Source organism: Aerosakkonema funiforme FACHB-1375 (assembly GCF_014696265.1).
Classification (GTDB): domain Bacteria; phylum Cyanobacteriota; class Cyanobacteriia; order Cyanobacteriales; family Aerosakkonemataceae; genus Aerosakkonema; species Aerosakkonema funiforme_A.
Genome location: NZ_JACJPW010000034.1, coordinates 52,310 through 75,315 on the forward strand (window position 1 = coordinate 52,310; position 23,006 = coordinate 75,315).

Sequence of the window (23,006 nt, forward strand, 5' to 3'; positions counted from 1 at the left end):
GATTGAAACAGGAAACTTAAATCGAAGAATATATGGTTTTAAGTTACTTTCAATCAACAGAATCCCGGCAACGGGATTGAAACTCTAAATGTATGCTCGCCCTTTTTTGTGATAGGTATTTGCTTTCAATCAACAGAATCCCGGCAACGGGATTGAAACGACCCCCATACTAGGGGGGAATACCCATTGATTTTGATCTTTCAATCAACAGAATCCCGGCAACGGGATTGAAACGTGCTACCTGTGGATGGTTGTTAGGAACTACAACTTTCAATCAACAGAATCCCGGCAACGGGATTGAAACTTGATATTCGGTGCTAAAACATACCACTGTTTATCTAACTTTCAATCAACAGAATCCTGGCAACGGGATTGAAACCGATCCCGCGCTTGTGCAGAGTTTGCAAGCAGAATCTTTCAATCAACAGAATCCCGGCAACGGGATTGAAACGCTAGCCCCAGACCCATAGGGGCGCGGCCACCGAAGTGGTCTTTCAATCAACAGAATCCCGGCAACGGGATTGAAACATCAACTCGTAGCGATTTCTGGAAGCCCTACAAAGACTTTCAATCAACAGAATCCCGGCAACGGGATTGAAACACCGCCAATTCTTTCCCGCCGCCCTCGCCTTCCCCCTTTCAATCAACAGAATCCCGGCAACGGGATTGAAACATCTCACAGCAGATGGCGTTTCTCCCGGTTTGCCAACTTTCAATCAACAGAATCCCGGCAACGGGATTGAAACAAGCAAGATACTCGCTATCAACTAAATAACAATTACTTTCAATCAACAGAATCCCGGCAACGGGATTGAAACAAGAAGGTAAGCCGCCGCGACTTCGGGGGATGCGCTTTCAATCAACAGAATCCCGGCAACGGGATTGAAACAAGAGGTAATATGAATCTTAACTTTCTCGATCCATTGCTTTCAATCAACAGAATCCCGGCAACGGGATTGAAACATTGATTTTTTTAGCAATCTCCTTTTGGGTTGGGACTTTCAATCAACAGAATCCCGGCAACGGGATTGAAACCTGACTAATAACTAACGAAGGACACAAGCCATGCTAAACTTTCAATCAACAGAATCCCGGCAACGGGATTGAAACTCAAAAAAGAAATCCCTAATTCTCTTCTGATTTCCCCCTTTCAATCAACAGAATCCCGGCAACGGGATTGAAACCTTCAGCGGAAACACCTTTTTTAGCGGCGAGGTACGCCTTTCAATCAACAGAATCCCGGCAACGGGATTGAAACATTTTGGCTGGTGGAACAAGTGTAGGGGCTTGCACCTTTCAATCAACAGAATCCCGGCAACGGGATTGAAACTCGATACCAACAAATTGACGTATCGATACCAACAAATTGCTTTCAATCAACAGAATCCCGGCAACGGGATTGAAACATAGATATTTTGGTTTCATGTTAATGCTATCACCTCAACTTTCAATCAACAGAATCCCGGCAACGGGATTGAAACATAAACTCTAAACAGAACCCACAGTGATAGCCACCCGACTTTCAATCAACAGAATCCCGGCAACGGGATTGAAACTTAAAAAATGCCGACGAGAAAAACAGTGGCATCGTTACTTTCAATCAACAGAATCCCGGCAACGGGATTGAAACATCTGTATTCTGCTTTAAGGAATACAAAATTGCGTCTTCCTTTCAATCAACAGAATCCCGGCAACGGGATTGAAACCAAAATACTTAACGCAATAGAAAAGCTTGAAACTTTCAATCAACAGAATCCCGGCAACGGGATTGAAACCCAGGTCAAGAGGCCGATGATATTGGTTCCGACTTTCAATCAACAGAATCCCGGCAACGGGATTGAAACGCTTGCGAAAGTGCTGCGAAAGCAGAAGTCGAACTTTCAATCAACAGAATCCCGGCAACGGGATTGAAACTAATATTTGCCCCCATATTCAGAGGGCAGTCCTTGATGACTTTCAATCAACAGAATCCCGGCAACGGGATTGAAACCCATCTGGGGAAAACAGAATAAATTCGTCCCAACTTTCAATCAACAGAATCCCGGCAACGGGATTGAAACACTGCGCGAAAATCGCAATGGAATTACATTTGATATGGCTTTCAATCAACAGAATCCCGGCAACGGGATTGAAACATCTACGCAACGAAATCAAGGAACATATCGGAGAAGAACAGATTGGAGCTTTCAATCAACAGAATCCCGGCAACGGGATTGAAACTAACTTGAAGCCCAAAGAGCTATCTTTAGGGAAATAGGCATTCTTTCAATCAACAGAATCCCGGCAACGGGATTGAAACAGATCGTTTTGCTTTGTGCTAGAAGCACACTGCTAACTTTCAATCAACAGAATCCCGGCAACGGGATTGAAACAATACGCTGGAAACCGTTGCTATAACTAAATTCTTACACTACCGATGCAACCGAACAAGCCAAACGATGAGAACGCAGCAGCTAACTAATTTTACTCTGATTAATTCGAGCTACCCATGCTTCGCTATCATCAATCGTCAAGATAATCCTTTTATAGGATTCATCCTGTAATTCCAACGTCAAATAATCTCGATCTTTTGTGACATACCAGAATTCCTTCCCCCTACGGCTGTAATAAGTTCCCGCCTTAATTACTCCTGGCAAAGAGGTTCCTGGTGCGCGAATTTCCGACCAACTACTTTGCGGTTCCGCCGATGTCGCGCTGGTGATATGACTCAGCGGAATTTCCCAAATTTTATTTAAAGTAAAAGCCCAAAGTTGCTCGTACCATTCCAACTCAAGTTTTACTCGATCGCCAACAATACTAATATTCATCTCTGCCTCTGCTTGCTTGGACGAAGCATTCGCGTTTGAATTGATAATTTACGATCGTCAACTATCTGCACGAATGCTTAGCCCCTACTAAAAAATGTCTAAAAAGCGAATACCCGGTAAAGGCACATCTCTAATATACCGATTAATTTGACTTGCCGCCGCCATACCCGAATTTAAAGCACTTTCTACTAAGTTTCCACCACACCAATCACCGCAACATATCAAAGGTAAAGATATCTCCGCATCCAGATAACTTGACTGCCAAAACTGACTGGGAAAAGCATAGCGCCACCTGTGAATTTGATACCATGCTGGCGCATCTAGCCAAGATAGATTTAATTCTGCTGTCGCCGTAGCTAACAAATGGCGTGCAGCAGCATTTAAATCTTCTGCATCTAAATAATTTTGAGCAAATGCAGCACTGCTGTGCATCACAAATACTGGAAATTCAGCGTTGCGGCGCTTGCTGCTATCCAAACCGATCCAAGCAATGTCGGAATTATCTGCAAAAACAACAGAATTCCAATCTAAATTTAGCTCTGCTTGGGCTGGATAGCCTGCCATGACCGCCAAACAGGGATCGAATTCGATCGCTCGCAGCTTATCCACAAACCCAGTTGGTAAAATACTCTCAGCTAATGGCTCCAACAACATCAAAGCTTGCGGCGCGGGAATTGCCACGATCGCTGCTTTGGCTTTTACCGCTTCTGGGATATCATCGACCTTAGCCTCAAAATCCAGACGCCAATATTTGTTATCTGTAACATTAATTGCCCGGACTCGTTGATTTAGCTTGATTTCCAAACCAGTAGCGAGGAATTTCGCGATCGCACTCATTCCTTCTGGCGCAACATAGTGGGGGATTTTGGATTCAGGGGAATAAAATCTGTCATTCCAAGTCTGGAGAATGTGGCGATCGCATAACACCTTTACAAACCTTTGCAAAATCTCCCCATTCGGTTCCAAGTAGCGCAACCCGTGATCGGCGCTTTTGCCGTATAATCGGCGCGTCGCCACCCTTCCTCCCACACCGCGAGATTTTTCCAGCACCACTACACTGTATCCAGCTTGCTGCAACTGTTGCGCCGCAGTCAAACCGGCTATTCCCGCACCAATAACCGCAACATCAAACACGACTTGACAACCTCCCGCGTAGAATCAATAGAAGTAGAATAAGGGACAGCAAAGAATCTGGGGTCCTGGAGGGTTCGACTTTGGATGAACTGAGATCGGTACTGGAGTTGGCTACAGAAGAAGAATTGCAACAACTGACGGCAATTCTGTTTTGTCGCCGATTCAATCCCCTAGACTATGTTGGCACGCCCGATCCTATAGAAGTACAAAGCCAAGATCGCGAAGCTTGGCTGGATATGCTAGAGCAAAGGTTTCGCTTTTTGGCAGCGGATGGCTTGACGGTATTGCGGGGACGCACACAGGAGGTAACCTATCGCCAAGTTTTAATCCAGGTGTGTCGTTATCTTAAAATTCGCTACTCCAACAAGCTTTCCACCACAGATATAGAAGCAGAGATATTTCTCCATCTGCTGAAACGAGCTTGGAAAGAATTACCCGCCGCAGAGCAAAATGCCTTAACTGTGCGAGTGCAGCAAAGTCTGGCAGAAACTCAACTTTCCGAACCGTTACCGCTTTCCGTGCAGCGCGATCCTTTCGGTTGGCTGATCAAAGGTGGTAGCGCTTTGGCAGTTAGTTCGATCGTCAAACCGATGTTGCTGCAACAGATGGCCCATCAGTTTGCGCTTCACTTTGCCAGATACCAAATTGCCAGGGAAGCAGCCGTATCTGGAGGAGTGGCGGCGATGAACAAGTTTCAAGGCTATATGATGCTTCAGGCTGCTGAAAAGGGTATGGCTTTGAGTGCGGCGCGATATACTGCTGTCCGCAGCGTGTTTGCATTTTTAGGCCCAGCGCTGTGGACTTGGTTTTTTGCGGATCTCGGTTGGCGAGCGATCGCCACTAACTACGCCCGCATTATACCCACCATCTTCGCCCTAGCACAAATTCGCCTCACTCGCTCGGAATGTTGGGAAATAGCATGAAAATTTTAGTTTTCAGATTTTAGATTTTTGATTGAACATGAAGCCAAAATTCACAATCCAAAATCTAAAATCTTTTTCCGAACCTCCCTTACAGCTATGGTGGAATTTTGCCCAGCTAGGTTTGTTGATTTTTCCTTTATTTCCAGCTGTAGGAGCAGTCGGAATTGCCCTCGCAATACTGGGTACTGGCAAGCAAAAGTTTAATACGATTATCCGACGTCCCCTCAACTGGGGAATCGCTCTTTTTAGCCTTTTACTCGTCGTTTCTGCGAGTTTGGCTGCTTATTCTTCAGAGGCTTTTCTGGGTTTGGCTAATTTTTTACCGTTTTTCTTGCTGCTTATCTCGTTCGGCGAGTTAATACAAACACCCGCTCAACTGCGGCGATTAGCTTGGATTATAGTTATACCTTCTGTTCCGATCGTAATTCTTGGCTTGGGTCAACTATTTTTAGGTTGGGCTAGTTCGGGTTTATTAGCAAATATTTTAGGTTGGGGTCTCACAGCGACTGGCAATCCTCCAGGTAGAATGGCGTCCGTTTTTATGTACGCCAATATCCTCGCCGCTTATCTGACGATCGTTTTCATTCTCGCACTTGGGCTGTCGATCGAACAGTGGCAACTCGCTAGGAGAAGAGCGGGAGAGGCGGAGAACGGGGGAACGGGGGAGCGAGGGAAGTTTCCCAATTACGGGACGTTATATTTGATTGCGGCGGTAATTGGCAGTGCGATCGCGATCGTCTTCACTAATTCTCGCAATGCTTGGGCGATCGCACCTCTGGCCTGTCTCGCTTTTTCAGTTTACCTTGGTTGGCGTTGGTTATTAGCGGCAGTCACAGGAATTGCAAGTATTATTCTCGCCGCCGCTTTTGCGCCATCACCGATAAATCAATTCCTGCGAAAAATAGTCCCCGCTTTCTTTTGGGCGCGTTTAACAGATCAAAATTTTCCCGATCGACCTTTACCTTATTTGCGAACAACCCAGTGGCAATTTGCTTGGTGGATGACACAGCAGCGTCCTTGGACAGGTTGGGGATTAAGAAATTTCACGCCACTTTATGTAACAAAATATGCCACTCCCGACAATCCTATTTGGTTAGGTCATCCCCATAGTTTGTTTTTGATGCTAACAGCAGAAATCGGCATTCCTGCGACAATGCTGTTTTGTGTTTTAGTCAGTTGGATGATTGCGCGAAGTATTTTGCTATTGCGAGATTGGCCTGTAAATAATCAAGATAGATTAATTTTATTCAGTTTTATAGTTGCTTTTTTAGGCTGTAGTTTATTTAACACCGTAGATGTAACAATATTTGATTTGCGCGTCAATACATTCGGATGGTTGCTGTTAGCCGCAATTGGTGGAGTGGTTTATAGCCAAAGTGGAAAATGATTGCCAATATCAGATATCGGATTTTAGATTTACAATCACTTTAGTGGGGGATAGTTTCCCATCCCCCTATTTTCTGCATCTCTATCTGTTCGCAGGCAACCAGATCGCGAATTCTGTTCCTTGTCCGGGAACAGAATTTACATCAATTCTTCCGCCATGTTTTTCAACGATGATTTGACGCGCGATCGCCAATCCCAAACCCGTACCTTTTCCTACTGCTTTCGTGGTAAACAAGTGGTCAAATATCTTTTCTTTGACCGATTCAGTCATGCCGCAACCATTATCTGCAATGGCAATTTTTACCCGCTTGTTTTCTACTGATGTGGTAATTGTAATGAAGTTAGGGTTGGCCTTGATTTCAGCAAAGCTTCGACTGATATTTGATTCATCCAAAGCATCGATCGCATTGGCGATCGTATTCATAAATACCTGATTGAGTTGTCCGGGGAAACACTCGATTAAAGGTAAATTACCGTAGTTGGTAATCACTTCAATGGCGGGACGTTGTTCATTAGCTTTCAGGCGATGTTTGAGGATTAAAAGTGTGCTATCAATGCCTTCGTGAATATTAAATGGCACTTTGCAGTCGCGATCGGCACGAGAAAAAGTACGTAAACTGGTACTGATATTTTTCAGCCGCTCGCAGGCTGTAGACATGGAATCAATTATCTTAGGTAAGTCTTCTAAGGTATATTCCAAGTCAATTTCTTCGGCATGGTCGAGAATTTCTTCGCTCCGATCGGGGAAAGTTTCTTGATAGAGTTGCAAGTGTTCGATTAGTTCGACAATAGTAGGTTTAGTTTCTTGGAGACTGGCAGCAATAAAACCAAGGGGATTATTCATTTCATGCGCTACCCCCGCTACTAAATTACCTAAAGCCGACATTTTCTCACTTTGGATTATTTGTAATTGAGCGTTTTGCAAGTTGTGTAATGCTTGTTCTAATTCCACTGATTTTTGCTGTAAGGCAAGTTCTGCTCGTTTGCGATCGCTAATATCTCGCATCACAACTACTGCACCAACTTTGTTACCCCAAGGATCGAAGATTGCTTGTCCGCTAGCTAACAAACTTCTCCGAGAACCTTGCTTAGGCGCAATTACCATTTCGGCATTTTCAACGATTTCTCCTTGCAAAGCACGAAACAGAGGAATTTCCGTTGTTGATAAGGGTGTTTGACCATCAGGTTGATAGAGTGAAAAATATTCTGCCCATTGTTCCGGCGGTAATGATTCCACTGGTAAGCCGTGAAATTCACGAGTTGCTTTGTTAAATAGAGTCAAAGTCCCACTAGCATCGCAGACAACAATTCCATCGGTAATATTGTGAATGATGGCATTCAAAAACTCTCTTTCCTTAGCTAGAGATACTTCGGTTTTTTGTAATTTTTCTAGTGATGCTTGTAAGGACTGAGATTTTTCCTGTTCTCGTTCATAAAGTTGAGCATTTTCTAAAGAAATAGCAGCTTGAGTGCAAAGTAAGTTGAGTAGTTCCACGCGATCGCCACTAAATGCCCCGGTTGTTAAATTATTTTCTAGATATAAAATGCCCATCAACTTCCCTTGATGCAAAATCGGGCTGCACAAGATACTTTTCGGCTGCTGACGGATAATATAAGGATCGTTGGCGAGAGTCGGATCGGCACTTGCATCCAGCAGCACAACAGTCTGCCTATTATGCTTGACTTTGTAAATCAGCTTGTGGGGAATATCTTGGCTATCTTCAATCGGAAGACTCTGCAAGATAACTGGCTTTGAACCTGTGGTAATTAACCCTTTGATTAACAGGCGCTCCTCTCGCAAGAGCATAAACACGCATTTATCAGCCCCTGCATTTTCGATGACAATAGAAAGCAATGCCGAGAGTAGTTTTTCAAATTCGATTTCACCTGAGATAGTTTGGGAAGCTTTGAGAATGGCTGCTAAATCAAAAGCTACAGAGACGCTGCTACTGCTGGAACTGGGAGAACTGCTGGAGCTACTCCCCAATGCGAAGATAGTTTCTTGAGTGGAGAGGGGAGAACGGATTTGCTGGAGGATGGGGGCGAGAAGTTTGGGATAGCATCGCTCCAAGTCGGCGACTTTGGCTTTAGCGCCCCAACGAGCATAGCCATAGTAGGCGTTCGTCATGTATTCGACAGCAATGCGTGCTTTACCCCAGTCGAGGTAAAATTTGGCGGCTAGTTCATTGGCTAGTGCTTCTTCTTGGATGTATTCGTTGGTTTTGGCTCCAATGATGGCGCGATCGTAATGTTCAATTGCTTCGGCTTTATTGCCTAAAACCCGATACTTTTCGGCTTCAACTAAATACCATTTATGCTGATGATTCATGGGCGCATTCTGCGCCCACTGTTGCAAAATAGTTTGATGGTCTTCCACCAAAGCGAGAAGTTCGGCTTGCTCCTGCTCTGGCTGTGTGGTGAAGAGTGCCAAATGCGTCAGAGCTGTATAGAAATGAAAAATGGGAATAAAAATCATCCCTGATACTGCCATTAAATACTGTTTGGCTTGGGTACTATATTCTAGGGCAGAGGTGTAGTTACCAAAAAAGTATGCCAGCATCAGTTTGTAAGTGTAAGCAATAGCGATCGCTGTGAGATCCTTGTCCTGATGGTGCTTAGGAATCATCAGCGTTTCATCATAGGCACTGCCAACTAAGCAATCTGACACAATCCGGGCTTCCTTCAAGTTATGTACAGTTTGCTGCGTCATATCCCAATAAGTCAGGGCAGAATGTTGTTTTATCTGCACTAAGACAGCCCTGTAATCTGCTATTTCCTGTTGCCAAATATCCAGTTCTAACCCCGCAAAAAGTTTGGCAATAAAGTAATTAAGCGAGTTATAGCCAGCGTTGAGAAAATCACCAGTTTCTATACCAGTTGCATAGCCATCTTTCATCGTCAGTATTGTTACCCTGAGCGATTCTTGATGATGTTGAGCCCAGGCCGAAAACAGCAGTAGAACTTTACATTTGAATTCCCCGACATTAAATCGATGCAGCAAGTTTATTGCTAATCGCCCAAAGCTATAGCCTGTTTTCACTTCTCCCAAAAAAGCACACAACACCATACTGTGAATCGCATACCCCACAGTCGAGGCTGGTGCATTGCCAAACTGGAGTGATAAACTCACCATCGTTGCACTCAGTATAGGTAGTAATCCCGGCATTGCCTGTAGAATCGGTGAAAATAATAATCCTAAGAGTTGCATAGCTGCCTGAGTCTGGCAATCGCTCATTACAGGTAGATCGACTAATTCCTCAATCCCTCTATCACCTTGAAGACTAGCTACGGTTTGCAGCGCTTTAGCAATTTTGGCTTCGTCAGGTGCAATTGGGAGTTCAATCCCCAATTGAAAGAGTGCATCTCTTCCGACTGCAATAGCTTCTAATATGTTGCCCTGGGCTGTCTGGGCGACGATTTGAATTTGGTAAATTTTAACTTGGTCTAAAATCGTCTCAGCTTTTTGTAACACCAGTGCTGCTATTTTTTCCATACCATCAAAATCGGCATTCAAATAAGCAGCTTCCGTAGCAGCAACATGGAGATTCAGAGCCAATTTATATTGCTCTTGCCAGCAGTTAGCTGTCAGTAACTCAATCCCTTTTTGCAGATAAGCTCTTGCCGCAGTGTATGCTGTAGAATTTCTGGCTTTCTGTCCCGCTTTTAAGTTAAGTTGAGCTAAGGCTTCTCGTTCTTGCGGTTGAGTAATTAACTCACTTCCTAAATTCAAATGCCCGACCAGATCGAACAGTTTTTCCTCTTGCTCTAACTCGGACAACTTTTGTTGAAGTAATTGTCCAATTTTTAGATGAGTTGCTGTTTTGTGTTCGTCGGGAATCAGGGAATAAGCAGCTTGTTGTACTCGGTCATGTAAAAATCGATACTTGGCTATTTGTTTAGTAGTATTTTCATTTGACACTACCAATCTCTCATTTCCTTCTCCCTGATAAAACTTATAAACATCGCCAATCGGCAAAATCAAGCCTTCTTGTAATGCTTTCCATAAATCCGCCGACGTTTCAATTTCTGATTTTTCTGAAACAATTGCCAAAGTTGAGAGATCGAACTGATTGCCAATACAAGCTGCTAACTGCAATATCTGTTGAGTTGATGGCGGTAGTTTTCGCAATTGAAAACCCATAAAGGCCACAACATCCTCTGTAACTGCTTGCTGGTTCACTTGTGCAATGTCACATTGCCATCCCCCGGCTCGATCGGGGGGAGTTGGAGGGGTGAATTGAATCAGTCGATCTTGATGTAATGCTTTGAGAAACTGGGTAGCGAAAAACGGATTTCCTTGAGTTTTTTGAGAGATTAATTGAGAAAGAGGTAATGCCAAAGTTTCTGGACATTTCAGTGTGTCAGCAACTAATTGATTTACTTTGACTTGACTCAATGGCTCTAAAGTAATCGTATTAATCGTTGCTTGGTTTTTTTGAATCTCACTCAAGGTTAAAATTAATGGATGTGCTGGATTAACTTCGTTATCGCGGTACGCACCAATTAACAAAAGATAACTCGTATCAGCCATTAAAAGCTCCATTAACTTCAGCGATGCCAAATCTGCCCATTGCAGATCGTCTAAAAACATCACCACTGGATGTTCAGCACTGGTAAAGACTTGGGTGAATTTTTGAAATAATAAATTAAATCTATTTTCTGCCGCCGTTCCTGATAATTCTATAGCTGGTGGTTGTTCGCCAATAATTCTTGATAATTCGGGTATGACTTCAATAATTACCTGACCATTTTCTCCAACAGCATCTAATATTTTGTTTTTCCAGTGCTGAATTTGTGCATCACTTTCAGTTAATAATTGCTCCATTAAATCTCGAAATGCTTGGACAAATGCACTCAAAGGTATATTTCGTTGAAATTGGTCGTATTTCCCTTTGATAAAATAACCGCGTTGCCGCACAATTGGTTTATGCACTTCGTTGACAACTGCTGTTTTTCCAATGCCGGAAAAGCCAGCGACTAACATCATTTCTGTGGCACCAAGGCTGACTCTTTCAAAGGCTTGTAATAGAGTTTCAACTTCGGTTTCTCGTCCGTAGAGTTTGTCGGGGATGAGAAAGCGATCGCACACATCATGCCGTGCTATTTCAAAACTTTCAATCTTACCCGAAACTTGTAACTGATGTAGACAATTTTCTAAATCAAACTTCAGTCCTAATGCACTCTGATAGCGGTCTTCAGCATTCTTCGCCATCAATTTACTGACAATTTTTGATATTACAGATGAAATTTCGGGATTAATTTCGTCTACTAATGGTGCGATTTTTGCAATATGAGAATGTATCAACTCCATCGGGTCGTTGGAAGCAAAAGGTAACTTTCCCGTGAGTAATTCGTAGAAAGTTACACCAAGTGAGTAGAAGTCTGTGCGATAGTCTATCCCTCGATTCATTCTACCTGTTTGTTCGGGGGATATATAAGCTAGTGTTCCTTCTAATACATTAGGATTGACGAGGGCTTGAGTTTCTCTTGGTAATAAAGATGCAATACTAAAGTCAATTAATTTAACTTGTTTGGTGGTGGGATTGATTAATATATTGCTGGGTTTAATGTCTTTGTGAATAATCCGCTCGTAGTAAAGTAAATTTAAGGCGTCACACAGGGCGATCGCGATCGCTAAAAATTCTGGTAGAGATTGGAGATTTCCCCTGATTTTCCATTCCTTGAGAGAAATTCCGCCAAAATCTTCCATGACCAAAGCATAGCCATTTTGGTACGGTTCTAGGCTATAAATTTGGACGATTAGAGGTGAATTAAGATTTTTGGCAATGGTATATTGATTGCGAAATTGGACTATTTCCGAGAAGCTGGGATAAGGATTTTTGAGCAGTTTGAGCGCGACAGGTTTTCCATCTTGTCGATAACCTCGATAAACTACGGTTCTCGAACCATTGTAGATTTGTTCGGTAATGCGATATTCAGTCAGACTGACTAAAGCGCTCATCATCTTACTAAATCCTTATAACTTCCTAGATTGATTATGCCCAAATCTCCGATCTAATTTACCAAACCTAGCTAACCTGAGTTCGCGCTAAGCCTAAACTTGTCAGCCTTGGAACTCAAGCATTGATATATTTTTTTAATGTGATTTCTTCTCCCGAACTCAGGTTAGCTAATTATGAGGCGGGAATTTCAATAAGAAATTCCGTACCCTGACCGAGAACAGAGTTGCAACTCAATTTGCCGTTGTGGGTTGATTCAACGATCGACTTAGCGATCGCCAATCCCAATCCCGTTCCCTTACCCACCGTTTTCGTGGTAAACAGGTGGTCAAAAATGTGGTACTTCACCTCTTCCGTCATGCCAATGCCATTATCGGCAATACTAATCATTACCGACTCGTTATCCTTTATTTCTGTCCGAATTGTAATACGATTGAGATTAGCTTGAATCTTCTGAAAACTGCGTCTCAGATTCGATTCTTCCAGCGCATCGATCGCATTGGCTATTATATTCATAAATACCTGATTGAGTTGGCCGGGAAAACACTCGATTAAAGGTAAATTACCGTAGTTGGTAATCACTTCAATGGCGGGACGTAGGTCATTAGCTTTCAGGCGATGTTTGAGGATTAAGAGCGTGCTGTCAATGCCTTCGTGAATATTAAATGGCACTTTGTAATCTCGATCGGCACGAGAGAAAGTGCGTAAACTGGTGCTGATATTTTTTAATCTGTCGCAGGCTATAGACATGGAATCTAGCATTTTGGGCAAGTCTTCCAAGTTATATTCCAAGTCAATCTCTTCGGCATGAGCTTTAATTTTATCAGTGCGATCGGGAAAGCTTTCTTGATAGAGTTTTAAGTGTTCGATCATCTCAGCAAAGGTAGGTTTAGCTTCTTGGAGACTGGCAGAAATAAACCCCAAAGGATTATTCATTTCGTGAGCGACACCAGCAACTAAGTTACCCAAAGCAGACATTTTTTCACTTTGTACGATCTGTAATTGAGCTTGTTGTAAGTCTTGTAATGCTTGTTGAGATTTTTGATAAAGTCGGGCATTTTCTAATGAAATGGCGGCTTGGGTGCAAAGTAGATTCAGGATTTCTACCCGATCGCTAGTAAACGCTCCCGTTGCTAAATTATTTTCTAGATATAAAATGCCCATCAACTTCCCTTGGTGTAAAATCGGGCTGCACAAAATACTCTTAGGTTGCTGGTGAATAATATAGGGATCGTTGGCTAAGATTGGCTCTACTGTAGCATCCAGCAGCACAACAGTTTGCTTGCTACGCTTAACTTTGTAAATTAGCTTTAGGGGAATATCCTGACTATCCTCAATCGGAATCCTCTGCAATACTACTGGGTTTGTTCCCTGGGTAATTGAGCCTTTAATCAGCAGGCGTTCACCTTTGCTGTCGCGTAGCGAATCGTCTCGCCGCAGCATTAACACGCATTTATCAGCCCCAGCATTTTCGATGACGATTCTAAGCAACGATGACAGCAATTTTTCCAGTTCGATTTCGCTGGAGATAGTTTGGGAAGCTTTGAGAATGGTAGCTAAATCTAAAGCTACAGAAGCACTACTACTGGATGTAGTGCTTCTGGTGTAGGTGACATTCCTCAAAGCAAATATAGTTTCGTGAGTTGAGATAGTCGAACGAGTTTGCTGTAATATGGGAGCGAGTAATTGGGGATAGCGTTTTTCTAAGTCGGCAACTTTGGCTTTTGCACCCCAACGGGCGTAGCAGTAGTATGCTTCTTGCATATATATTTGAGCTATTTTTTCTTTATCCCAATTGAGATAAAATTTAGCGGCTAGTTCATTTGCTAAAGCTTCTTCTTGAATGTATTCATTTTCTTTGGCTCCCAAAATTGCCTTGTCGTATAGCTCGATGGCGGTAGATTTCTGTCCTAAAACTCGACATTTTTCGGCTTCTACGAGATCGACTTTATGCTGGTGATTCATGGGCGCATAATCCGCCCAATACTGTAACTTAGTTTGGTTTTCTGCCACCCGTTCTAATAGAGTTGATACTTCCGATGACGGTTGACTCAATAGTGCTAGAGCCACCAAAGAATCATAGAAATAAAACGCAGGTTCGCCAACTGTTCCCGCACCCGATATGAAATAGTTTCTGCACTCAAAGGCATGGTTATTAGCTGGCTCAACTTCCCCAAACAAAAAGCAAAGCATCAACTTATGCGAGTGGAAAATATATAATCCATTTAGATCGTTGACAGACTGCAACCGGGGGAGAAATTCTGGTTCTTGGAAAGCCGATCCAGACAAAATGGTGGGATGCTCTGCCAAACCTAGTAAATTTGAAGTCACTTGCCAATAAATCAAACAGTAATTAGCTGTTCCCAACTGCTTCAGTTGCACTAAAGCATGGTAGTAAGTGCGTGTATCTTCCGCCAAGTTAGCAAGGGGTTGACCGCACCAAAAAGAAATCCAACAGAAATTGTGAACCGCATATCCAGCGTATTCCGGGTTTCCAACTTCTAGCCCCAGGGTATAACTCTCACTCAAGAGGGGTAACATTTCTTTGAGGTGAGATTTGCGGTGGAGGATATAACTTCCCAGCAGGAAAAATACTTCCAGTTTAGTTGCTTTATCATCGAACTTTGCCGCCACATTCAATGCCAAATTTCCAAACTGTGCAGCTAAATCTATATTCTGCATATTACATAGAACTAAACTGTAACAAGTATAGTTAGTAGCAGAAACAGATATATTGCCGTGCCGCAGGAATAATTTGACTAACAAGGTAGCTAGTAATGGATACATAAGAGATCCACTGGTGTAAGCTGCTGCCATGATGCTGCTGGCAATCTGGGTAATGGCGATTTTATTTGCATCTGTCATCACAGGGAGGTTGACAAAATCTGCAATTTCTCTGTCACCAATCAATTCGCTAATTTCTTGGATTGACTGTTGAATATCTGCGGGTGTGGGTGATTCGGTAATGTTTGCGCCCAACTGTTGCAAGATATTGATGCCGATCGCCAGCACTTCATTGAGTTGGCGCTGGGAAGTTTTACCTTGAATCCTAATGCGGTAAACATTGACTTGTTCTAGTAAAGAATGTGCTTGTTCGGTGACAAGATCGATCGACTTTTCCATCGCCTCAAAGTCACCGCATAGCATGGCGACTTCCGCCGCTAATTCATGAAAAGCGAGGCTCATTTCATACTGCTGTTGCCAAGCATTTTCTCCTAACAAAGATAGTCCCACTGCGGCATATTCACGCGCTGCTTGATAGGCGGTGGCAGTTCTGGCTTTGCGACAGGCGGTGAGGTTAAGTCGTGCTAGTTCATTTCGTTGTGTTTGTTCGCTAATTAAAGAAGTTCCATAATTTAATTGATTGACTATTTCAAAAATCCGCTCTTCTCTGGCATCTGGAGAAACTTGTTGCAGGAGTAGTTGACCAATTTGGTAATGAGTTGCCTGTTTTTGGCGATCGGGAATCAGAGCATAAGCGGCTTGCTGTACTCGATCGTGTAAGAATTTATAAGTAACAGTTTCCTGATTTTCTGATGTAGTTTTTGTGGTTTCTTGGCAGACATAAAACTTATAAAAATCGCCGATCGGTACGATAAATCCTTCTTGTAATGCTTTCCATAAACAGGCTGCTGTTTCGATTTGAGATTGTTCTGAAACAATTGCCAAAGTTGCTAAATCAAAAGAGTTACCAATGCAAGCTGCTAGCTGCAAAATCTGTTGAGTTGATGGCTGGAGTTTGCGTAATTGAGAACTCATAAAAGCTACAACATCATCTGTCACTGCTTGAGTTCTTACTTGCGCGATGTCGCATTGCCAGCAGCCTAACTCAAAATCAAATTGAATCAGTTCATCTTGATATAACGCTTTGAGAAACTGGGTGGTAAAAAAGGGATTGCCTTGAGTTTTTTGATATATTAATCTAGAAAGATTACCAGCTAAATCTTCTGAAGTTTTGAGCGTGTCAGCAATTAATTTATTTACTTGGACTTGATTTAACGGTGCTAAAGTAATCGTATTAATTGTCGATCGCGATTTAGCAATGTCACTCAAAGTCAACATTAATGGATGACCTGGGTAGACTTCGTTATCGCGGTATGCACCAATGATGAAAAGATAACCCGTATCAGCCATTAATAGCTGCATTAAGTTCAGAGATGCTAAATCCGCCCATTGCAAATCATCTAAAAATATCGCTAAGGGATGTTCTACTCTGGTAAAGACTTGGGTAAATTTTTGAAATAATAAGTTAAAGCGATTTTGCGCCGCCGTTCCTGATAATTCTACTACTGCGGGTTGTGGGCCAATAATGCTTTCTAATTCAGGAATTACTTCAATAATTACCTGTCCGTTTTCTCCCAAAACTTCTAAAATCTGTTGTTTCCATTGTTGAATTTGGGCATCGCTTTCGCTTAATAATTGTCCCATTAAATCTCGAAAAGCTTGTACAAAAGCACTAAAGGGAATATTGCGCTGAAATTGGTCAAATTTGCCTTTGATAAAATATCCTCGCTGTCTGACAATTGGTTTATGCACCTCGTTGACAACAGCAGTTTTTCCAATCCCAGAAAACCCAGCCACCAGCATCATTTCTGTTGCGCCTTGGCTGACTCGATCGAATGCTTGGAGGAGGATTTCTACTTCGGTTTCTCTGCCATAGAGTTTATCGGGGATGATGAAGCGATCGCACAAATCCCGTTGAGCGATCGGGAAGATTTCAATTTTACCTTTTGCCTGCAATTGTTGCCAGCATCGTTCTAGATCCCATTTCAATCCTAATGCGCTTTGATAGCGGTTTTCCGCATTTTTTGCCATCAATTTGGCTACTATTTCTGATAGGACGACAGGAATTTCTGGATTGATTTCATGCACTAATTTTGGCAGTTTGGCAATATGACAATGCACCAACTCCATTGGATCGTTGGCTAAAAATGGTAATTCTCCCGCCAGCAATTCGTAGAAAGTTACGCCCAAAGAGTAAAAATCAGTCCGGTAATCAATGCCTCGATTCATTCTGCCAGTTTGTTCCGGAGAAATATAAGCTAATGTTCCTTCCAAATGATTGGGATTTAATATAGTTTGGGTTTCTCTGGGTAGCAGTGAAGCAATACTAAAGTCGATTAATTTAACTTCTTTGGTTTGGGGATTAATCAAAATATTGCTGGGTTTGATATCTTTATGGATTACTCTCTGGCGATACAATACTTCTAAAGCATTGCAAATGGCGATCGCTATATCTAAAAACTCTTTTAGAGATTGGAAATTGACTTTTTGGACGTAATTTTTTAAAGAAATTCCCCCAAAATCTTCCATAACCAAAGCATAGCCATTTTGATACGGTTCTAAGCTATATGTTTTGACAATCGAGGAATATTGCAGATTTTTAGTAATAGTATATTGATTGCGAAATTGTACCAATTCGTTGAAATTGGGATAAAGATTTTTTAGTAGTTTGATCGCCACAGGTAATCGATCTGAAGTACGGATAGCTCTATACACTAAGGTACGACTTCCTGAATAAATATTTTCAATAATTTGATAGTTGAGAATTTGATGGTTTGTGAAGGATTTATTCATAACGATCTTTGGCAAAAAATTAATGACGAGTTTGCTAAATGAGTACAAATATCAACGAAAAACATTTATAGCGATACGCGCTGGTATGTTTACTTTCTTCAAGCGATCGGGAATGGCTCATACCTTTATATGGCAATGCAATCCGTTCCCTTTTCCCTGCGCGTAGCGCTATAACTGGTTTATCGTCCCTGAATGGGTAAGGTGATGATAAATTCCGTACCCGATCCCAGTATAGAATTGACTTGTATGGAACCGCCATGTTTTTCGACAACAATCGACTTGGAGATCGCCAACCCCAATCCCGTCCCTTTCCCCACAGCTTTGGTAGTAAATAAATGGCCAAATATTTTGGCTTTGATTGCCTCCGTCATACCTTTACCATTATCGGCAATCCGAATTTCCACCAGGTTATCTACTAAGGATGTTTGAATGGTAATTTGATTGGGTTTTGCCTTAATTTCTGCGAAATTTCGTCCCAGATTTGATTCCTCTAACGCATCGATCGCATTAGCGAGAATATTCATAAATACTTGATTAAGCTGTCCGGGAAAACAATCAATTTGAGGTAAATTACCGTAATTAGTCACCACCTCAATCGCCGGACGCTGTTCGTTCGCTTTCAGGCGATGTTTGAGAATTAATAGGGTACTCTCAATCCCTTCGTGAAGATTAAACGGCACTTTATATTCTCGATCGGCACGGGAGAACGTCCGTAGGGAAGTGCTGATATTTTTTAGTCTGTCGCAGGCTACAGACATGGAATCTAGCATTTTTGGCAGGTCTTCTAAGCAATATTCTAAGTCAATTTCTTCAGCGTGATTTTGGATTTCTTCAGTTGGATGAATCAAAGTTTCTTGATAGATTTTTAAGTGTTCGACAATCTCTGCAAACGTGGGTTTAGCTTCTTGGAGACTGGCAGAAATAAACCCTAAAGGATTATTCATTTCGTGGGCGACACCAGCCACTAAGTTACCCAAAGCAGACATTTTTTCGCTTTGAACAATTTGCAATTGCGCTTGTTGTAAATCTTGTAATGCTTGTTCTAAATCTTGAGATTTTTGCTGCAAGGCAAGTTCTGCTCGTTTGCGATCGCTGATATCTAGTAACAAGCCATCCCAAACTAATGTGCCATCTGACAGCTTTTCTATTCGCCCTTCACCGTGAATCCACTTAATAATTCCAGAGGGGGTAACAATTCGCCCCTCCCACCGCCAGGGAGTTAAGGTTTGAACTGAATCTGCAACTGACTGACGATTAGATTCAGCATCTTCTGGATGCACCATATCTAAGATGATCTGCACATTAGCGATCGCTTGAGAGGCGGTGACTTCATAGAGATCGTAACAGTCACTACTTATGTAAGGCATTGACACCGAGCCATCGGTCGCCATCAGGAATTGATACACTACCCCAGGAACGTTATCTACTAGATGATGGAAGCGGGTTTGGGCAATTTTCAATTCATTTAGCGATCGCTCTAGCTGTTGGGCATATTCCTGAGAACGTTGATAAAGTCGGGCATTTTCTAGGGAAATGGCGGCTTGGGCGCAAAGTAAGTTGAGTAGTTCGATGCGAGCGCTCGTAAACACTCCCGTGGCTAAATTATTTTCCAGATATAAAATGCCCAGTAATTTACCTTGATGTAAAATTGGGCTGCACAAAATACTCTGAGGTTGCTGACGAATAATATAGGGATCGTTGGCAAAAGTGATATCTGCGGTTGCATCCAATAAAACAACAGTTTGTTGACTATGCTTGACTTTGTAAATGAGCTTGTGGGGAATTTCTTGACTGTCTTCAATAGGAAAACTTTGCAACGCCATGAATTGTGTTTCCTGGGTAATTGAGCCTTTAATTAGTAAATGATTGTCTTGCAACAGCATTAAGATACATCGATCTGCCCCAGCATTTTCGAGCGCGATTCTCAGTAACGATGAAAGCAGTTTTTCTAGTTCGATTTCCCCTGAGATAGTTTGAGATGCTTTCAGAATTGCGGTTAAATCTAGGGTATCTGAGACACTGATGCTGCTCAATGTAGCAGAACTAATAGATGTCACAGTCTCCAAAGGAAAAATAGTTTCGTGAGTAGAAAAAAACGAACGATTTTGCTGTAATATGGGTGCAAGTAATTGAGGATAGCGTTTTTCCAAATCGGCAACTTTCGCTTTTGCTCCCCAACGGGCATAAGCATAGTAAGCTTCAATCATGTATTCTTGGGCTATGCGCTGTTGACCCCAGTCTAAGTAAAATTTTGCGGCTAGTTCCCTAGCTAATGCTTCTTCTTGGATATAGTCGTTTTCTTGAGCTAATGAGATCGCGCGATCGTACAAATCTGCTGCTAAAATGCGATCGCCATTCAGACGAGCAAGTTCCGCCGAAACCAACTGATATTTGTGCAAAAAATTATCAGGACAGGTTTTAGCCCATTTTTCCAACAATTGCTGGTGTTCTTGAATTTGTTGATAGTAAACAGCTTGGGTTGTCGCGTCTGCATTGGCATAAGCAGCAGCCAAACTCAGGGGATAATAAGTGTGATAGGCAATTATGGGGAAAAAACCCATATTTGCCGGCACCGTTTCTTGTAGCGTCGGCGATATCGCCAACACTTGGGCGTAATCACCTTTAAAAAAAGCACGTTGTAAAACTAAAAGGCCATACCAACTAATGGCAACATTGAAATGGCTTTGCTGCCAAAGTCGGAAAAATGGGTGTTCGAGATAGCCGGTTGCTGTTAAAACCCCGCTCTCAATGGTGTCATCCATCAGTTCTTGCACAAACTGTTGCTGAAGTTGGAAAATACACAACATATTCTGGTCATTTGTCTGCTCCACGCAGCCAAGATATTTTTGAATTTCCTCTTGTATGAAAGGTAGAGGAGTACCTTTAAGAAGATGAGACCAGATTAAAAATACAATTGCCCATACCCCAAAAACTAAATCGCCCAATTCCATACACAGTTCAATTGATTGCTGGTATAGAGGCACATTCTCTGCTAGAGGACGCGAGAAGGGATTGATGATGTGAGCGAAGTGGTTATTGTTTTTGGCGATGAACTGAGTGTTGTTAAAAGTGCGATCGATATCCAAAGCAATTCTGCCAAACTGATAAGCATTTTGATAGTCGCCCTCAAGTGCCAACATCATGCCGTAGCAGCAATAGGCAAAGCTAGAACTTTCTGCACGTCCATACTTGAGAGATATATTCACCATTCGCAGAGTTGTCAGCAGATTCAACATTTGGTTGCCTGCTAGATAGGAAGCTGAATACAAGATTGCCAAGAGCTTCATACAGTTCTGCTGCACTGGTTCGGTCATTGCAGGCAAATTTAGTAGAGCCTGAGCCGACATTTGAGCAACAGTTTCCTGTACTTGTTGCCGTTCCGCTTCTACCAAAGCCTGTAGTTCATCTCCATTTGTTGGCAGTGTCATTCCCAAAACAGCTAAACCTTGAATGCCAGCTTCCACGCTAGACAGCATATTTGTTCCCAGGGTCATCCGTTGCGTCATAAGAATGCCATAAATCTGGGCTGCATCCAGAGGATCTTTGACCTGCTTCAAGGTGTAATCAAGTAGGGATTCAGAGGTTTCAAATTCACCCACAAGATAGCTACATTCCGCTTTTTCCCGATGGAGCTCGACCATGAGGCGATACTTTGTTTCCCAAGTAGCTTGAGATAGTTGTCTGAGTCCAATGGTGAAGTAGTCAATAGCAGCTTGGTAAGCAACTGAGAGTTTGGCTTTCATACCAGCTAAGAGTGCTAATTCTGCTAGCTGAATCGGTGGGAAAGCAGATGGATCGGCATCAATACCTAGCGCCAGATGGTTCACAATATCGAAAATTTTGTTTTCTGACGCAACGAACGCTTGATGTGCTAGTAGCAATTGTCCGATTTTGAGGTGGACAGCCTGCTTTTGCTCCTCTGCAATCAGTGAATAGGCGGCTTGTTGGACGCGATCGTGCAAGAATTTGTAGGTAACAGTCTCTTGATTTTCCAATGTACGTGTAAGGGTTTCTTGAGCGAGGTAAAACTTATAAACTTCACCATTTGGTAAAATTAACCCTTCTTGTAATGCTTTCCATAAATCCGTAGCCGTATCTACCTTTGATTGTTCTGAAACAATAGCTAAAGTTTCTAAATCAAAAGAGTTACCAATACAAGCTGCTAACTGTAATATCTTTTGAGTTGATATCGGTAATTTTTGCAATTGTGAACTCATAAAAACGACAACATTATCTGTAACGGTTTGCGCTTTTACTTCAGTTATGTCACATTGCCAACAGACTAATTCAAGATCAAATTTAATTAGTCCATCTTGATATAATGCCTTGATTAATTGTGTAGTAAAAAATGGATTACCTTGAGTTTTTTGATAGATTAATTCAGAAATATTCCCTGCTAGTTCTTCTGGACATTTGAGTGTGTCAGCAACTAACTTATTCACTTGTACATTACTTAATGGTGCTAAAGTAATTGTGTTAATTATTGCTTGTGTCTTTTGGATTTCACTCAATGTCAATAACAATGGATGTCCAGGATTGACTTCGTTATCACGGTAAGCGCCAATAATGAAAAGATGACCTGTATAAGCCATTAATAGCTGCATTAGTTTTAATGATGCAGAATCAGCCCATTGTAAATCATCTAAAAACATTACCAAGGGATGTTCTTTGCTGGTAAAGACTTGGGTGAATTTTTGAAATAATAAATTAAAGCGATTTTGCGCTGCTATTCCTGATAATTCTACTGCTGCGGGTTGTTTGCCAATAATGTTTTCTAATTCGGGAATAACTTCAATAATTACTTGTCCATTTTCCCCAACCGCCTCTAATATTTTGTATTTCCATTGCTGAATTTTGACATCGCTTTCGGTCAATAATTGCCCCATCAAATCGCGGAAGGCTTGCACAAAAGCACTAAAGGGAATATTCCGTTGAAATTGGTCGAATTTCCCTTTAATAAAATAGCCACGTTGTCTGACGATGGGTTTATGCACTTCGTTAACAACGGCTGTTTTCCCAATTCCAGAAAACCCAGCTACCATCATCATTTCGGTTGCGCCCTGGCTGACTCTTTCAAATGCTTCTAGGAGGGTTTGAACTTCGCTTTCTCGTCCATAAAGTTTATCGGGGATGATGAAGCGATCGCACAGATCTCGTTGTGCAATAGGAAAAGCTTCAATTTGACCTTTTGTTCGCAATTGCTGCCAGCATTGTTCTAG

Annotated in this window: 7 protein-coding genes and 1 CRISPR repeat array (1 of these 8 cut by a window edge); of the genes, 2 read left to right on the forward strand and 5 right to left on the reverse strand. The window is 42.2% G+C overall.

The annotated features are described in order from the left end of the window. Positions 1 to 2,372: a CRISPR direct-repeat array (repeat unit 37 nt; unit sequence CTTTCAATCAACAGAATCCCGGCAACGGGATTGAAAC); it begins 326 nt to the left of the window's first position. An 81-nt stretch (positions 2,373 to 2,453) separates the two neighbouring features. Beyond that, entirely contained in the window at positions 2,454 to 2,807 is a 354-nt protein-coding gene (locus H6G03_RS14820; RefSeq protein ID WP_190465132.1) for a hypothetical protein, read from the reverse strand. Positions 2,808 to 2,894: 87 nt separating this feature from the next. Beyond that, positions 2,895 to 3,941 carry an FAD-dependent oxidoreductase gene (locus H6G03_RS14825; protein ID WP_190465133.1) on the reverse strand — a complete coding sequence of 349 codons (1,047 nt, stop codon included), beginning with the start codon at positions 3,939 to 3,941 and terminating at the stop codon, positions 2,895 to 2,897. Positions 3,942 to 4,021: 80 nt separating this feature from the next. Here H6G03_RS14825 and H6G03_RS14830 point away from each other — a divergent pair, with 80 nt between their 5' ends. Beyond that, the gene (locus H6G03_RS14830) at positions 4,022 to 4,864 is read left to right on the forward strand and encodes a YaaW family protein (protein WP_190465134.1); all 843 of its coding nucleotides are present in this window, start codon (positions 4,022 to 4,024) and stop codon (positions 4,862 to 4,864) included. A gap of 37 nt (positions 4,865 to 4,901) precedes the next feature. Beyond that, positions 4,902 to 6,251 carry an O-antigen ligase family protein gene (locus tag H6G03_RS14835; protein WP_190465135.1) on the forward strand — a complete coding sequence of 450 codons (1,350 nt, stop codon included), beginning with the start codon at positions 4,902 to 4,904 and terminating at the stop codon, positions 6,249 to 6,251. 81 nt (positions 6,252 to 6,332) lie between these two features. Here the strand turns inward: H6G03_RS14835 and H6G03_RS14840 are convergent, their stop codons facing one another. The 3 genes from H6G03_RS14840 to H6G03_RS14850 all read right to left on the reverse strand — a co-directional run bounded on the left by H6G03_RS14840 (position 6,333) and on the right by H6G03_RS14850 (position 22,985). Beyond that, entirely contained in the window at positions 6,333 to 12,215 is a 5,883-nt protein-coding gene (locus H6G03_RS14840) for an AAA family ATPase (RefSeq protein ID WP_456057569.1), read from the reverse strand. Positions 12,216 to 12,384: 169 nt separating this feature from the next. Next, positions 12,385 to 17,787 carry an ATP-binding sensor histidine kinase gene (locus tag H6G03_RS14845; RefSeq protein WP_190465136.1) on the reverse strand — a complete coding sequence of 1,801 codons (5,403 nt, stop codon included), beginning with the start codon at positions 17,785 to 17,787 and terminating at the stop codon, positions 12,385 to 12,387. A 179-nt stretch (positions 17,788 to 17,966) separates the two neighbouring features. Next, complete coding sequence (locus tag H6G03_RS14850; protein ID WP_242060402.1) at positions 17,967 to 22,985, reverse strand: AAA family ATPase; 5,019 nt, start codon at positions 22,983 to 22,985, stop codon at positions 17,967 to 17,969. Positions 22,986 to 23,006 lie beyond the last annotated feature (21 nt).

What these genes read in the sequence shown, in the direction of transcription:
- H6G03_RS14820 (WP_190465132.1), bottom strand. Translation starts at nt 2,807, where the DNA reads ATGAATATTAGTATTGTTGGCGATCGAGTAAAACTTGAGTTGGAATGG.
- H6G03_RS14845 (WP_190465136.1), bottom strand. Translation starts at nt 17,787, where the DNA reads ATGAATAAATCCTTCACAAACCATCAAATTCTCAACTATCAAATTATT.
- H6G03_RS14840 (WP_456057569.1), bottom strand. Translation starts at nt 12,215, where the DNA reads ATGATGAGCGCTTTAGTCAGTCTGACTGAATATCGCATTACCGAACAA.
- H6G03_RS14835 (WP_190465135.1), top strand. Translation starts at nt 4,902, where the DNA reads ATGAAGCCAAAATTCACAATCCAAAATCTAAAATCTTTTTCCGAACCT.